At 50.3% G+C, this 12885-nt stretch carries 14 protein-coding genes; 6 read left to right on the forward strand and 8 right to left on the reverse strand.

What is annotated here, in order from left to right; genetic code table 11:
• Positions 1-4 precede the first annotated feature (4 nt).
• On the reverse strand, positions 5-388 hold the full coding sequence (gene marA / locus ACLD3P_RS05005; protein WP_000091194.1) for an MDR efflux pump AcrAB transcriptional activator MarA: 384 nt from the start codon (positions 386-388) through the stop codon (positions 5-7).
• Between the two features lie 19 nt (positions 389-407).
• Entirely contained in the window at positions 408-842 is a 435-nt protein-coding gene (marR, locus tag ACLD3P_RS05010; protein WP_000843434.1) for a multiple antibiotic resistance transcriptional regulator MarR, read from the reverse strand.
• Positions 843-1100: 258 nt separating this feature from the next.
• Here marR and ACLD3P_RS05015 point away from each other — a divergent pair, with 258 nt between their 5' ends.
• Complete coding sequence (locus ACLD3P_RS05015) at positions 1101-1766, forward strand: MarC family NAAT transporter (RefSeq protein ID WP_000968968.1); 666 nt, start codon at positions 1101-1103, stop codon at positions 1764-1766.
• A gap of 46 nt (positions 1767-1812) precedes the next feature.
• Here ACLD3P_RS05015 and ACLD3P_RS05020 read toward each other — a convergent pair whose 3' ends face one another.
• Together ACLD3P_RS05020 and ptrR are read right to left on the reverse strand one after the other, a co-directional pair.
• Positions 1813-3003 carry a sugar transporter gene (locus tag ACLD3P_RS05020; protein ID WP_079981179.1) on the reverse strand — a complete coding sequence of 397 codons (1191 nt, stop codon included), beginning with the start codon at positions 3001-3003 and terminating at the stop codon, positions 1813-1815.
• Positions 3004-3118: 115 nt separating this feature from the next.
• A complete protein-coding gene (ptrR, locus tag ACLD3P_RS05025; protein WP_131046345.1) occupies positions 3119-3991 on the reverse strand; it encodes a putrescine utilization regulator PtrR in 873 nt (290 codons plus the stop codon).
• A gap of 102 nt (positions 3992-4093) precedes the next feature.
• Between ptrR and sad the strand changes: the two genes are divergently transcribed.
• From sad to ACLD3P_RS05045, 4 genes are all read left to right on the forward strand, one after another.
• A complete protein-coding gene (gene sad, locus ACLD3P_RS05030; protein WP_131046344.1) occupies positions 4094-5482 on the forward strand; it encodes a succinate-semialdehyde dehydrogenase in 1389 nt (462 codons plus the stop codon).
• Between the two features lie 72 nt (positions 5483-5554).
• On the forward strand, positions 5555-6481 hold the full coding sequence (gene glsB / locus ACLD3P_RS05035) for a glutaminase B (protein WP_000090081.1): 927 nt from the start codon (positions 5555-5557) through the stop codon (positions 6479-6481).
• Positions 6481-6840: a DUF4186 domain-containing protein gene (locus tag ACLD3P_RS05040; protein ID WP_000992449.1), complete on the forward strand. Its 360-nt coding sequence runs from the start codon at positions 6481-6483 to the stop codon at positions 6838-6840. Before glsB ends, ACLD3P_RS05040 begins: the two co-directional genes overlap by 1 nt.
• A 255-nt stretch (positions 6841-7095) precedes the next feature.
• The gene (locus ACLD3P_RS05045; RefSeq protein ID WP_001675544.1) at positions 7096-8010 is read left to right on the forward strand and encodes a bestrophin family protein; all 915 of its coding nucleotides are present in this window, start codon (positions 7096-7098) and stop codon (positions 8008-8010) included.
• 55 nt (positions 8011-8065) lie between these two features.
• Here the strand turns inward: ACLD3P_RS05045 and ACLD3P_RS05050 are convergent, their stop codons facing one another.
• The gene (locus tag ACLD3P_RS05050; RefSeq protein WP_131046343.1) at positions 8066-8608 is read right to left on the reverse strand and encodes a YybH family protein; all 543 of its coding nucleotides are present in this window, start codon (positions 8606-8608) and stop codon (positions 8066-8068) included.
• Positions 8609-9323: 715 nt separating this feature from the next.
• Here ACLD3P_RS05050 and ompC point away from each other — a divergent pair.
• Positions 9324-10442: a porin OmpC gene (ompC, locus tag ACLD3P_RS05055; RefSeq protein ID WP_000758336.1), complete on the forward strand. Its 1119-nt coding sequence runs from the start codon at positions 9324-9326 to the stop codon at positions 10440-10442.
• A gap of 140 nt (positions 10443-10582) precedes the next feature.
• On the opposite strand, the gene hypA is transcribed toward ompC, so the two are convergent.
• Genes hypA through ACLD3P_RS05070 form a run of 3 tightly spaced genes read right to left on the reverse strand, consistent with a single transcriptional unit; the run spans position 10583 to position 12873 of the window.
• Complete coding sequence (gene hypA / locus ACLD3P_RS05060; RefSeq protein ID WP_000544772.1) at positions 10583-10924, reverse strand: hydrogenase maturation nickel metallochaperone HypA; 342 nt, start codon at positions 10922-10924, stop codon at positions 10583-10585.
• Between the two features lie 12 nt (positions 10925-10936).
• Positions 10937-11824, reverse strand: coding sequence for an ATP/GTP-binding protein (locus tag ACLD3P_RS05065; protein WP_131046342.1), 888 nt, complete (start codon positions 11822-11824; stop codon positions 10937-10939).
• A complete protein-coding gene (locus ACLD3P_RS05070) occupies positions 11812-12873 on the reverse strand; it encodes a hydrogenase expression/formation C-terminal domain-containing protein (RefSeq protein ID WP_001016757.1) in 1062 nt (353 codons plus the stop codon). The genes ACLD3P_RS05065 and ACLD3P_RS05070 overlap by 13 nt, the downstream gene beginning before the upstream one ends.
• Between the last annotated feature and the right edge of the window lie 12 nt (positions 12874-12885).

The raw sequence follows: 12885 nt of genomic DNA on the forward strand, positions 1-12885 counted from the left end.
CAAACTAGTAGTTGCCATGGTTCAGCGGCAGCATATACCGTGATTCGCCATGCATATTGGTGATCCGGTATTTGTGTGGCGGCACATCAAAATAGTTTTTGAACGTCCGGGTCAATGTTTGCTGTGACTCAAAGCCATAGCGTTCCGCCAGATAGAGAATGGGCTCGTTGCTCTCTTTTAATTTTTGCGCGATTTCCGTCATTTTACGGCTGCGGATGTATTGACCTAATGAATGACCGGTCTCTTTTTTAAACATCCGTTGCAGGTGCCATTTGGAATATCCTGAACGCTCAGACACTTTTTCCAGTGAGAGCGGCGACTCCAGGTTATCCTCGATCCAGTCCAAAATGCTATGAATAGTAATAGCGTCAGTGTTGCGTCTGGACATCGTCATACCTCTTTTTTGTCTACGGCAGAATTTTCTTGAGCAAATACTCAAGCGTTGCCACTTCGTCCGCCGTTAAGTTTTTTGTTAATTCCTGATGCAGGTCTTGCCCTGGTCGTTGATGACATTGCTCACAAATTGCCGCGCCGTCCGGCGTTAGCTTCACCAGTACGCCGCGTTTGTCATTAGGATTCGGCAGTCTTTCGATCCAGCCTTTGCACAGCAGGCGGTCGAGCATCCGCGTCAATGCGCCGAGATCGACAGACAGCACTTTTTTAAGTTCAACCGGGGTAATACATCCCGCGCAGCGTATCGAGCACAGCACTTTAAACTGTGTTGCGGTGATATCCAGCGGGGATAAATAGTTATTTAACAGGCGATCTTTTTTTTGATTTACCATGTAGATCAAGCGACCCAGCGGAATGATTTCATTGAACAGATCACTGGTGCTTTTCAAAATGGTTGCCCCGGCAAGTAATTAATTTCGTCAGATACTATTGCCCAGGCAAGTATAAGTCAACTAAATGAATTGGCCGATGCCACGATTTGCTAAAAGGCGTCCGGGGTATTGTGCTGTGATAACTTGTAACTAATTGATAATTACAGGTTATAGGTTGTAGAGGATATTAACTTGCACACTGGCGAAATGGCGCGCCTGGGCAATTTCACTTTATACTTCCGGTTCATGAAACGCTGATGGGTAAGAGATAGTATTATGATGGATTTGTTTAAAGCGATTGGATTGGGGCTGGTCGTACTGCTCCCGTTAGCCAATCCGCTAACCACCGTGGCGCTGTTTCTTGGCCTTGCGGGCAATATGAATAGTGCGGAACGCAACCGGCAGTCCTATATGGCTTCGGTTTATGTCTTCGCTATTATGATGGTGGCGTACTACGCCGGGCAGTTAGTTATGAACACCTTCGGTATTTCGATTCCAGGGCTACGGATCGCCGGGGGGTTAATCGTGGCGTTTATCGGCTTCAGAATGCTTTTTCCGCAGCAGAAGGCGCATGAGTCGCCGGAAGCGAAAAGCAAATCGGAGGAGCTGGCAGACGAACCGACGGCCAATATTGCGTTTGTTCCACTGGCTATGCCAAGCACCGCTGGACCGGGGACCATCGCAATGATCATCAGTTCCGCTTCCACGGTGCGTCATGGCGGCGAGTTTCCCGACTGGGTCATTATGGTCGCGCCGCCGATTATTTTTCTTGCCGTGGCGGTGATCCTGTGGGGATGCTTACGCAGTTCTGGCGCTATTATGCGGCTGGTGGGTAAAGGGGGGATTGAAGCGATCTCCCGCTTAATGGGATTCCTGCTGGTGTGTATGGGCGTGCAATTTATTATCAACGGCGTGTTGGAAATTATTAAAACGTACCACTAAGGCGCATTTTCGTCTGCCGGAAACCTGTTCCCGGCAGACGAATGTCTTAATGCGGTTGTTCTTCCAGCGTCACTGGCCATTTGCGGAATATGAGCACAGCCCATACCAGCGCGGCACAGGCGGGTATGGCGCCAATATAGCCGATGGCCGACATTGACCAGTGCAAACTCACCTGATTGCCTACCAGCGCGCCAGCGCCAATACCAATATTAAAGATGCCTGAAAATAGCGCCATTGCGACATCGGTCGCGTCCGGGGCCAGCGCCAGTACTTTCACCTGCATACCGAGCCCTATCACCATAATCGCGATGCCCCAGAAAATGCTCAGTATGGCCAGATGCGCTTCGCTATCCGCCGCAGGCAGCAGCAGAAGCAGACAGACAACCAGCAGGGCAATAGCGATACTGACGAGCGACGAGGCATGGCGATTACCCAGTTTACCAAACACGAGGCTGCCGATGATCCCGGCGCCGCCGAGGATCAGTAACAGGACGGTAGCAAAATTCGCACTGAGCCCGGCGACATTCTGAACGAACGGTTCAATATAGCTATAAGCTGTGTAATGCGCAGTCACCACAACGACGGTCAGTACATAGAGGCTCATCAGCGCCGGGCGTCGGAATAGCAAAGGTAAACTTTTTAGTGAGCCGGAATGCTCGCTCGGCAATTTCGGTAGAAGCTTAATCAGACATAGCAGCGTAATTAATGCGCCCATGCCGATGGCAAAAAAGGTGGTGCGCCAGCCAAAATACTGACCAACAACGCGACCTATGGGCAGCCCAAGCACCATGGCCAACGCGGTGCCGGTCGCTATCAGACTTAATGCCTGCGCGCGTTTCCCGGCAGGGGCCAGGCGGATCGCCAGCGAGGCGGTTATCGACCAGAAAATAGCGTGGGCGAAAGCGATACCAATACGGCTAATGACCAGCACGGTAAAGTTCCATGCCAGGAAGGAGAGCACGTGGCTGGCAATAAACAAAACAAACAGACAAATGAGTAGCTTACGGCGCTCCATTTGACTGGTAAGAAGCATAAAAGGCAGCGACATGACGGCAACTACCCAGGCGTAAATGGTTAGCATGATGCCGACCTGCGCGGTTTGCATATGAAAGCTTTCAGCAATGTCTGATAGCAAACCAACCGGCACAAATTCTGTGGTATTGAAAATAAAAGCGGCAATAGCAAGCGTAACTACCCGTAGCCACGCGACCTTGCGGGAAACTGGATTGAATGTCATAAAAATATTTCGGGTTAGTTGCGAGAAGGTGAGGCCGCGATCTTAAAACGTTTACTGGCGAAAAGACAATCATTTTGTGACCTGCTTCTCATTTACTTCGCAGGCCGTTTCGTCTTCAGTCGACGCTCGCCAGTTGGGCGTTAAGTAACTCGATAAAGGCCTCAAGCTGGCGCGTCATCGCCCCGCGCCGCCACATTAGCCATGTGCTAAGCCAGCGCCACTTCTCCGCCAACGGCCAGGCTTCCACCTGATGATGTCCTGGCATACTGTTGAGCATACTTGCTGGCATCAGCGCAATACCTGCGCCGGCAATTACGCACGCCAACATTCCATGATATGACTCCATTTCGTGAATCGTACCGGGGGTCGCGCCATCGGCATGAAACCAGCTTTCGAAATGCCGTCGGTAAGAACAGTTGGCGCGAAAAGCATAGATGTTGTAACCATTCACCTCGCTGGCCCGCGAAACGACGGAATGGCCGTGTGGCGCGACGATCATCATCTCTTCCTGGTAAGCCGGTATACCTTCCAGCCCCGGATGCATTAGCGGGCCATCAATAAAGGCGGCGTTCAGCTTTCCCTCGAGCACGCCATCCAGCATGGCGCCGGAAGGACCGGTCGTTAACGCGAACTGAATTTTAGGGTAACGCTGGTTATAACCCGCCAGCAGCGCGGGGATACGTACGGCGGCAGTACTTTCTAACGCGCCGAGTGAAAACAGTCCTTGCGGTTCCTCTCCGGCAACCACCATGCGGGCTTCATCGACCAGCGCCAGGATCTGCTGGCTGTAACGTAAAAAGTTATGCCCGGCTGGTGACAGCCTGAGTCGCTGGTTTTCGCGAATAAACAGAGAGACGCCCAGGTCGGCTTCAAGCTGACGGATACGCGTGGTCAGATTGGACGGAACGCGGTGCACTTTTGTCGCCGCCTGCGTAATGCTGCCCGTCAGAGCGACAGCGTTAAACATTTCCAGTTGCGTCAGGTCCATGGTTTTCTCAATTCGTGAATGGTCTGGTTAATATTATTCATTTTTCAGAAAGGGTAAAGGGCGTCATGATGGTACAACTCCCCTGATAACGAGAGAAAGAACATGACCATGATGACTGCAACACAGGCGTTATCCGTGAATCCTGCGACCGGCCAGACGCTGGCGGCAATGCCCTGGGCTAACGCGCAAGAGATTGAACATGCGCTGAGTCTGGCGGCGAGCGGTTTCAAAAAGTGGAAAATGACATCGGTAGCGCAACGGGCGCAAACATTACGCGATATTGGTCAGGCGCTTCGCGCTCATGCAGAAGAGATGGCGCAATGTATTACGCGTGAAATGGGTAAACCCATAAAGCAGGCGCGTGCGGAAGTGACGAAATCCGCCGCGTTATGCGACTGGTATGCGGAACATGGCCCGGCAATGCTGAATCCTGAGCCTACGCTGGTAGAAAATCAGCAGGCGATGATTGAATACCGTCCGCTGGGCGTCATTCTGGCGATAATGCCGTGGAATTTTCCTTTATGGCAGGTGTTACGCGGGGCAGTGCCGATACTGTTGGCGGGGAATAGCTACTTGTTAAAACATGCGCCCAATGTCACGGGTTGCGCGCAGATGATAGCCCGAATCTTGACGGAAGCCGGTACTCCTGCTGGCGTCTATGGATGGGTGAACGCCAATAATGAGGGCGTGAGTCAGATGATTAACGATCCGCGAATCGCGGCGGTGACGGTGACCGGTAGCGTGCGCGCCGGCGCGGCGATTGGCGCTCAGGCTGGGGCGGCGCTGAAAAAGTGCGTACTGGAACTGGGTGGCTCGGATCCGTTTATTGTACTCAATGATGCCGATCTCGAACTGGCGGTAAAAGCCGCGGTTGCCGGACGCTATCAAAACACCGGACAAGTCTGCGCCGCCGCCAAACGTTTTATTGTCGAAGAGGGCATTGCGCAGGCGTTTACCGATCGCTTTGTGGCGGCTGCCGCAGCATTAAAGATGGGGGATCCTCTGGTTGAAGAGAATGACCTGGGGCCGATGGCGCGCTTTGATTTGCGTGATGAACTCCATCAACAGGTGCAGGCTTCCGTCGCCGAAGGCGCACGGTTACTGTTGGGCGGCGAGAAAATCGCTGGGGAGGGCAACTATTATGCCGCGACCGTTCTGGCGGATGTCACACCTGACATGACGGCATTTCGTCAGGAACTTTTTGGGCCTGTTGCCGCCATTACCGTTGCAAAAGATGCGGCGCACGCCCTCGCGCTGGCGAATGACAGTGAGTTTGGCCTGTCGGCGACGATCTTTACCGCCGACGATACGCTGGCCGTGGAGATGGCGGCGCGTCTTGAGTGCGGCGGGGTATTCATTAATGGGTACAGCGCCAGCGATGCGCGTGTGGCATTCGGCGGGGTGAAGAAAAGCGGCTTTGGTCGCGAACTTTCGCACTTTGGTTTACACGAATTTTGTAATGTGCAGACCGTCTGGAAGAACCGCGTCTAATCGCCCTGACGTCGCATGGCGCCCTCTGCTATACTCGCAGGCCTTTTCAGACCTGCGAGCAAGGAGCATGTTGTGGCCAGGGCCATGGATAATGCAATTTTAGAGACGATTTTACAGCGCGTTCGCCCCCTCATTGGCCAGGGCAAAGTCGCTGACTATATTCCGGCATTAGCGTCCGTCGAGGGTTCAAAGCTGGGGATAGCGATTTGTACCGTGGACGGGCAGCATTATCAGGCGGGCGATGCGCACGAACGCTTCTCTATTCAGTCTATTTCGAAAGTGCTTAGTCTGGTGGTGGCGATGCGTCATTATCCGGAAGAGGAGATCTGGCAGCGCGTCGGAAAAGATCCTTCCGGCTCGCCGTTCAATTCGTTGGTTCAGTTAGAGATGGAACAAGGCATCCCGCGTAATCCATTTATTAATGCGGGCGCGCTGGTGGTATGCGACATGTTGCAAGGGCGGCTTAGCGCGCCGCGTCAGCGAATGCTGGAAGTTGTGCGCGCGCTTTGCGGCGTATCGGATATTACGTATGACGCTACGGTCGCGCGCTCTGAATTTGAGCATTCTGCCCGTAACGCCGCTATTGCCTGGCTGATGAAATCATTCGGTAATTTTCATCATGATGTGCCTACCGTGTTGCAAAATTACTTCCACTACTGTGCGTTGAAAATGAGCTGCATGGAACTGGCGAGGACGTTTGTCTTTCTGGCGAATCAGGGCGAGGCGTTTCATCTCGACGAGCCGGTAGTTACCCCCATGCAGGCCCGGCAGATTAATGCGCTAATGGCGACCAGCGGGATGTATCAGAATGCCGGAGAGTTTGCCTGGCGGGTGGGATTGCCCGCTAAATCCGGCGTGGGCGGCGGTATTGTCGCCATTGTGCCGCATGAAATGGCGATTGCCGTCTGGAGTCCGGAGCTGGATCCTGCGGGAAACTCTCTGGCAGGTATCGCCGCGCTTGAGCAATTAACACAAACGTTAGGACGTTCGGTATACTGATGAATGCGCTTGAACCGCTCTTTGCCCGCCTGGCGCGATCGACATTTCGTTCGCGTTTTCGTCTCGGGATAAAAGAAAGACAATATTGCTGGGATAAAGGCGCGGAGGTGATTGATAAACACGCCGCCGATTTTATCGCCCAGCGACTGGCGCCAGCTCACCCGGCGAATGATGGTAAGCAAACGCCGATGCGGGGCCATCCGGTATTTATCGCGCAACATGCGACGGCAACCTGCTGTCGCGGGTGCCTGGCGAAGTGGCACCAGATACCTCAGGGAGAACCGCTGAGCGAAGCGCAGCAACAGTATATTGTCAGCGTTATCCATTACTGGCTGGTCATACAAATGAATCAGCGGTAGGGCAGTGCGTCGTTGCTGACGCTTTCCCCGATAAATCACCCTATACCACTGATAGCAGCCGTTGACCGTCATATATCTCATGTGCTGAAGTGTCTTTTTAGTTACAACATACATTTGGTTGTTTTTTTTCAACGCCTGTCAGCACTGTGCAAAAAAATGTTCTACAGGGCAGGGGATCCGTGTATCACCAGAAGCTTGCAACCTTGATCTGGATCACGTTTAATGACAGTGCTTTTTTACCTGCTGAAGATAATCATGATCGTTAGACCACAACAGCACTGGATTCGCCTGATATTTGTCTGGCATGGTTCCGTGTTATCTAAAATCTTTTCACGACTGCTCCTTAACTTTCTTCTTTCTATCGCCGTTATTATCATGCTGCCCTGGTACACAATGCTGGGTATTAAGTTTACCCTTGCGCCGTTTAGCATACTGGGCGTCGCTATCGCCATTTTTCTTGGGTTTCGCAATAATGCCTGTTATGCGCGTTACGTCGAAGCGCGACATTTGTGGGGGCAGTTGATGATCGCTTCACGCTCAATACTGCGAGAGGTGAAAACAACCTTGCCTGATGAACGCGGTATCGAGGATTTTGTTCGGTTACAAATCGCTTTTGCCCACTGTTTGCGTATGACATTGCGTCGACAGCCTCAGACGCAAGTTTTGGGCAACTATCTTGACCAGGAGGCGTTACAGAAAGTTGTCGCTTCCCATTCCCCCGCTAACCGTATCTTATTGCTGATGGGAGAGTGGCTGGCGATTCGCCGCCGCAGCGGAAAGCTTTCCGATATTTTATTTCATAGCCTCAACAACCGTTTAAATGATATGTCGTCAGTGTTGGCCGGCTGTGAACGCATCGCCAACACACCGGTGCCTTTTGCCTATACGTTAATTTTGCATCGTACGGTTTATCTTTTCTGCATTATGTTGCCATTTGCACTGGTGGTTGATCTGCACTATATGACGCCGTTTATTTCGGTGCTTATTTCTTATACGTTTATCGCGTTGGATGCGTTAGCGGAAGAGTTGGAAGATCCGTTCGGTACTGAAAATAATGATTTACCGCTGGATGCGATATGCAATGCGATAGAAATCGATTTACTGCAAATGAATGATGAAAGGGATATTCCGGAAAAACGGATACCGGATAAGCGCTATCAACTGACCTGAGTTTGTCTTAACAGGCGCAGAATGTTCATCTGCGCCATAACCTGAAGAGCAAAGCTTAATAGCCTTCTCCAACGCCGATTTTGGCTGGACCGGAGTAGTGGACATGAACGATTCGCCATCCTGTGTTTGGTATCTTCGCCCACACCTGGCTTTCGCGGCCTGTCGTGTGTTGAGTCTGCCCATTATCACGGCGTACCGCGGTAAAATGCCAGTCGAACTCTGCAACGGCGGCATTGCCATACACATGAATAGCAGGGGGAGCGTCCAGTTTTAATGTGCGTTTGCTGAAGGTTTTACCCATAGTGGTGCCATAAAAATTTTCAGCGATCTGCGACCATCCGCGTTCGTGACCGCGTGGATGAATAAAACTGGTTTCCGGTGAAACATAAAAAAGCTGCTTGCCTAACGTTGGGTCTGCCTTATCTATTGAATAAAGGTAACGGTTAATGCCTTCTGTAATTTCTTGTTTAACAGTCGACGTAACTTCATTTTGTGCGGCGGTTGGCGTTGCCGCTGATGCCGATGACGCCATCAGAGTTAACGTTATCGCGGCGGTCGAAAACAATAGTGACGTTTTTTGCATAATAGTTATACCCATATGGTCTGTTTTTGAGACGCTTTATCTTTCCTGTTACGTTCACTTTTATACTAAAGGAACATGGCTCACGAACAATAAAAACATCCTTCTATAAAACTACCCCGAAAAGGGAGTAGTGCAATTAAGAATATCGTATTTGTTTGTAACGGCATGACTCAAAATATCAACATTTAGAGTTTCAGTATTGTTGTTGTCCTTTGACTTATTTTTATGTTTATTACCACTGGTAAATAGTTAATCTTATGAATAGTGATACACAAATGACCGTTTGCGCTATGTGATAATTAACCATAGTAAAAATACACGAAGCGAAGAAGTGCTATTTCAGTAGTACTGATATTTTCATAACGCTAATTTAAAAATAAATGTAAACGTAACAAATTATACACAAAAATAAGAAGGGCTGTGGTCTCAACTGACTTGATTATGATTCCGTCTTAACGAATGTCAGCCGAGTGTTCAGTGCCATTCTCGCCCTGGCATCCCCGACCGTAAGCCTGTTCTCTACTGGTAACCCCCTTGTTATTACAGCAGAAAACAGGGCATATCATTGATGTAGTCATGCTTAACTTGCATTTTAACATCACTAATACATAGCAAGCTAATATTACACTTTGAAACTTAACGCACGGTAATTGTTAGTGATATTGTCCTGGACAGTTCCGCGAGCAGGTTTTGCGGAAAGTCCAAAAATAAGACAAATAAGGCATATAAAATGAAAAAAGTAGTGGTGTTATCTGCGGTAGCCGCAGCCGTAATGATGGCTGGAGCCGCCAACGCAGCAGAAATCTATAACAAGGATGGCAATAAACTGGATTTGTATGGCAAGGTCGACGGCCTGCATTATTTTTCCAGTAATCATAGTACGGATGGCGATCAATCTTATATCCGTATGGGTATTAAAGGCGAAACTCAAATTACCGATCAACTAACCGGTTTTGGACAGTGGGAGTATCAGGTCAACGCCAATCGTCCGGAAGATGGTGACTCCAGCGGTTCCCCGCAAAGCTGGACGCGTCTCGGTTTTGCTGGTTTGGCATTTGCCGATATGGGGTCTGTTGATTATGGTCGTAACTATGGCGTGTTATACGACATTGGTTCATGGACTGACGTACTGCCTGAATTTGGTAATGATTCGTATGAAGCTTCCGATAATTTTATGACCGGACGCGCGAATGGCGTTCTGACTTATCGCAATAATGATTTCTTTGGTCTGGTTGATGGTCTGAATATTGCGTTGCAGTATCAGGGTAAAAATGACGGCTTGTCGAAAGAAGGCGATCCTTTAAGTAATAATGCCAGAAAAAGTATCGCGTACCAGAATGGCGATGGTTTCGGGGCATCAGCGACATATGATTTGGGCATGGGGGTGAGCCTGGGGGCAGCCTATACCAGTTCCAAACGCACGCTTGATCAGATGACGCAAGATAAATACGACAATGGTGACCGCGCTGAAGCCTGGACTGGCGGCGTGAAGTATGATGCCAATAATATTTACCTGGCGGCAAACTACACCCGTACTTATGATATGACCTATATGGGCGATACATTGGGCGGCTTTGCACATAAAACCGATAACTGGGAAATGGTAGGACAATATCAATTTGATAATGGCTTACGCCCATCACTGGCGTTCCTGCAATCCAGAGCCAATGATGTTAATGGACTGGGTTCGTTCGACCTTGTAAAATATATTGATGTGGGTTCCTATTACTACTTCAATAAAAATATGTCCGCGTATGTTGACTACAAAATCAATCTGCTAAAAGATGGCAACCCATCGAATCCTAATACAGACAACACCGTGGCGCTCGGCTTAGTCTACGAGTTTTGATAAAACTTGCTGATTAAGACAGTTTAGGGATACCCTCCTTTTCCCAAAACTGTGTCACTGCTTAACCTTTATTATTGTTAATTTATTCTTTTATTATTTCAGGACGCTTCTGGCGTCCTTTTTTATTGACTATTCGTTGACTATTCGACTTCGATCTCGCGAATGCGCATTCTGCTACTGTCATCTATCTGCACTTTACCTGAATGACAAAAGGGGCAACAGAGTGTGGACGTTTGAGAGGTGAAGGGTTGATTACAGGACAGACACCAACCTTGCGCCGGTGCGATAGTAATGTGGAAACGCGCATTGTCAGCAAGGGTATGACGAGCGGCGACGTCCAGGCCAAAATGCAGCGCCGGCACCTCAACACAGGCCATAACGCCAATCTCCAGCCAGACTTGCTTTACCTTGCTGAACTGGTGATTTACTGCCTGTTCCTCCAGCAATTCGATAATATTTTGCGCCAGGGCTAATTCATGCATGGGCCAGCTCCTTCATTCAACAATATTTACGGCGACACAAGGATCAATTACCTGTAACTGTTGCGCCCACAATGAGAGTGGAATAGTGGCCAGTTCGCGAGCAATGACGCCGTCAGATTGGGCGTGACGTGTGGTAGGCGAGATAATACGGTAATCAAGAATATTGCCTGACGTCGTCAGTCTGGCCTGATGAACTAACCATCCTCGCGCGGTTTCCACTACCGCTATTTTCCATTCGCCATCATCAAAACGATTCCAGCGCAGGGTAGGAAGGGCGCTCAAACTTCGGGCGAGCGTAACGCAGCGGGCCAGCAGACGTAGCGCAGTCGTTTTTCCGCTAAGACAACAGGCTGACAGTAGCGGATATTCGATAGCCAGAGGCGAGACATCCAGGGGACCATGGGTTATTAACGTATGGTCCGGGGACGACGCCATCGGTAGTGTAGGTGTAATGATATTCTGTATTGCCGCCAGCCAGCGGGCGGTTTCAGAACGCTCTTGCAAAAACCAGGCTTCCCAGCCCTTTACGCCAGCGGCAAGCCAGGTCTGAGGATCATCGTCAAAAAAGATTGTGCTTGCCAGCGGGGATAACTCTCCGCGACGTAACAACGCCCATTCTTCAGCGGTTGCCTGTCGGTGGCTAAACAGGGGGAGCCAGTCGGTCAACGCGCGACGGAGCGTTTCTCGCGCCAGCTCTTGTTGTGCGGCCTGCATATCTGGCTTCTCTTCAGGAAACAACAGTAAAGCCGCCGCTGCGCTGTGTGCCTGAGCGCACAACGTAAACAAACGTGAAATAAGCGTCTTCGCGTATACCGGCGTTGCGCCCTGTAACAAACGACCGATCGGCGCCTCCTGCCAGATAATCCGTAGCGGGTGAGAATAGACGGTCAATCTTTGCACGAATTATTACCTTCATCGATCACCATAAACCCGGACTTACTGGTTTCGCAAACCGGACAGCACCAGTAATCAGGTAACTGGCTGAAGGGCACGCCGGGTGGAATTTGCCATACATCATCGCCCAGCGCAGGGTCGTAAACCCACCAACATACTTTGCACTCCATGCGCACCACTGGCTCATTTTCTGTGACCGGGTATTCTTTCAACCATTCCAACGTATTTTTTAGCCCCGCGTAGGCATCTTCGATATCGTCGATGCCTGCAACGGCGATATCAGGAATGTCCGCTATCTCAATCATATCTTGCAGTAATGTGTTCATATCATTGAAATAATTGACCCGCCATACGCCGGGAAAATGCGTGCTTACAATCCGGCATTTACCATATCCGCGTGAAAAAATAGCGCTACAGCCTTCGCCTAAAAAATGATCCAGATACTCGCGATCGGCATCGTTTACTGGCAACAGCGTTAAGTTAATGATATGCGGCTCTTTTACCGGCTGTTTTACGCGCTCGGCTATTTCATGCGCGATAAAGGCGCCATTCATCAATCCCGCCGGTTGTGGCGGCAATTCTGGCGTAATCGGCGGCTGCGGATGCGTCTGCCAGATGCTCTCCGGGATCGGGCCAATGATAATTTCATCGGCAACCCGTTGCTGGTCAGCGTTATATTCACGTACACGCCAGACGCCCGTAAAAACCGTCTCCTGAATACGCTGTTCTTTTCCATCGGATAATAGTACCCGGGCGGAGATTTCACCTTCGCCGAGCAGTTGATCCAACAAACCGCTATTCTGTTGCTCAGTGGCATTCAGCTTATAGCTCAGGGGAAAGGGGAGCGTTGCCACCGGGTTATCCATATCGCGAATAAGCGTAGTCAGGACGTGTCTGGCAACACGAAGCTCAGCGGGCAGCGCCTGTTCCGGTAAAACCGGCGTCAGTGGGAGATTAATGCCGGCGGGGATAGGAAGAAAGTTAAAGTCTTCCTCTTCTGGCTGCGAGCCTGGTCCGGCAATATTAACGACTGGAATAGTTCTGGAATGATTCACGTGTGTTACCTT

The organism is Salmonella sp. 741265073_HBA, from assembly GCF_046569105.1.
In the GTDB taxonomy this organism is placed as follows: Bacteria; Pseudomonadota; Gammaproteobacteria; order Enterobacterales; family Enterobacteriaceae; genus Salmonella; species Salmonella enterica.

What these genes read in the sequence shown, in the direction of transcription:
- marA (WP_000091194.1), bottom strand. Translation starts at nt 388, where the DNA reads ATGTCCAGACGCAACACTGACGCTATTACTATTCATAGCATTTTGGAC.
- ACLD3P_RS05015 (WP_000968968.1), top strand. Translation starts at nt 1,101, where the DNA reads ATGATGGATTTGTTTAAAGCGATTGGATTGGGGCTGGTCGTACTGCTC.
- ACLD3P_RS05020 (WP_079981179.1), bottom strand. Translation starts at nt 3,003, where the DNA reads ATGACATTCAATCCAGTTTCCCGCAAGGTCGCGTGGCTACGGGTAGTT.
- ptrR (WP_131046345.1), bottom strand. Translation starts at nt 3,991, where the DNA reads ATGGACCTGACGCAACTGGAAATGTTTAACGCTGTCGCTCTGACGGGC.
- sad (WP_131046344.1), top strand. Translation starts at nt 4,094, where the DNA reads ATGACCATGATGACTGCAACACAGGCGTTATCCGTGAATCCTGCGACC.
- ACLD3P_RS05040 (WP_000992449.1), top strand. Translation starts at nt 6,481, where the DNA reads ATGAATGCGCTTGAACCGCTCTTTGCCCGCCTGGCGCGATCGACATTT.
- ACLD3P_RS05045 (WP_001675544.1), top strand. Translation starts at nt 7,096, where the DNA reads ATGATCGTTAGACCACAACAGCACTGGATTCGCCTGATATTTGTCTGG.
- ACLD3P_RS05050 (WP_131046343.1), bottom strand. Translation starts at nt 8,608, where the DNA reads ATGGGTATAACTATTATGCAAAAAACGTCACTATTGTTTTCGACCGCC.
- ompC (WP_000758336.1), top strand. Translation starts at nt 9,324, where the DNA reads ATGAAAAAAGTAGTGGTGTTATCTGCGGTAGCCGCAGCCGTAATGATG.
- hypA (WP_000544772.1), bottom strand. Translation starts at nt 10,924, where the DNA reads ATGCATGAATTAGCCCTGGCGCAAAATATTATCGAATTGCTGGAGGAA.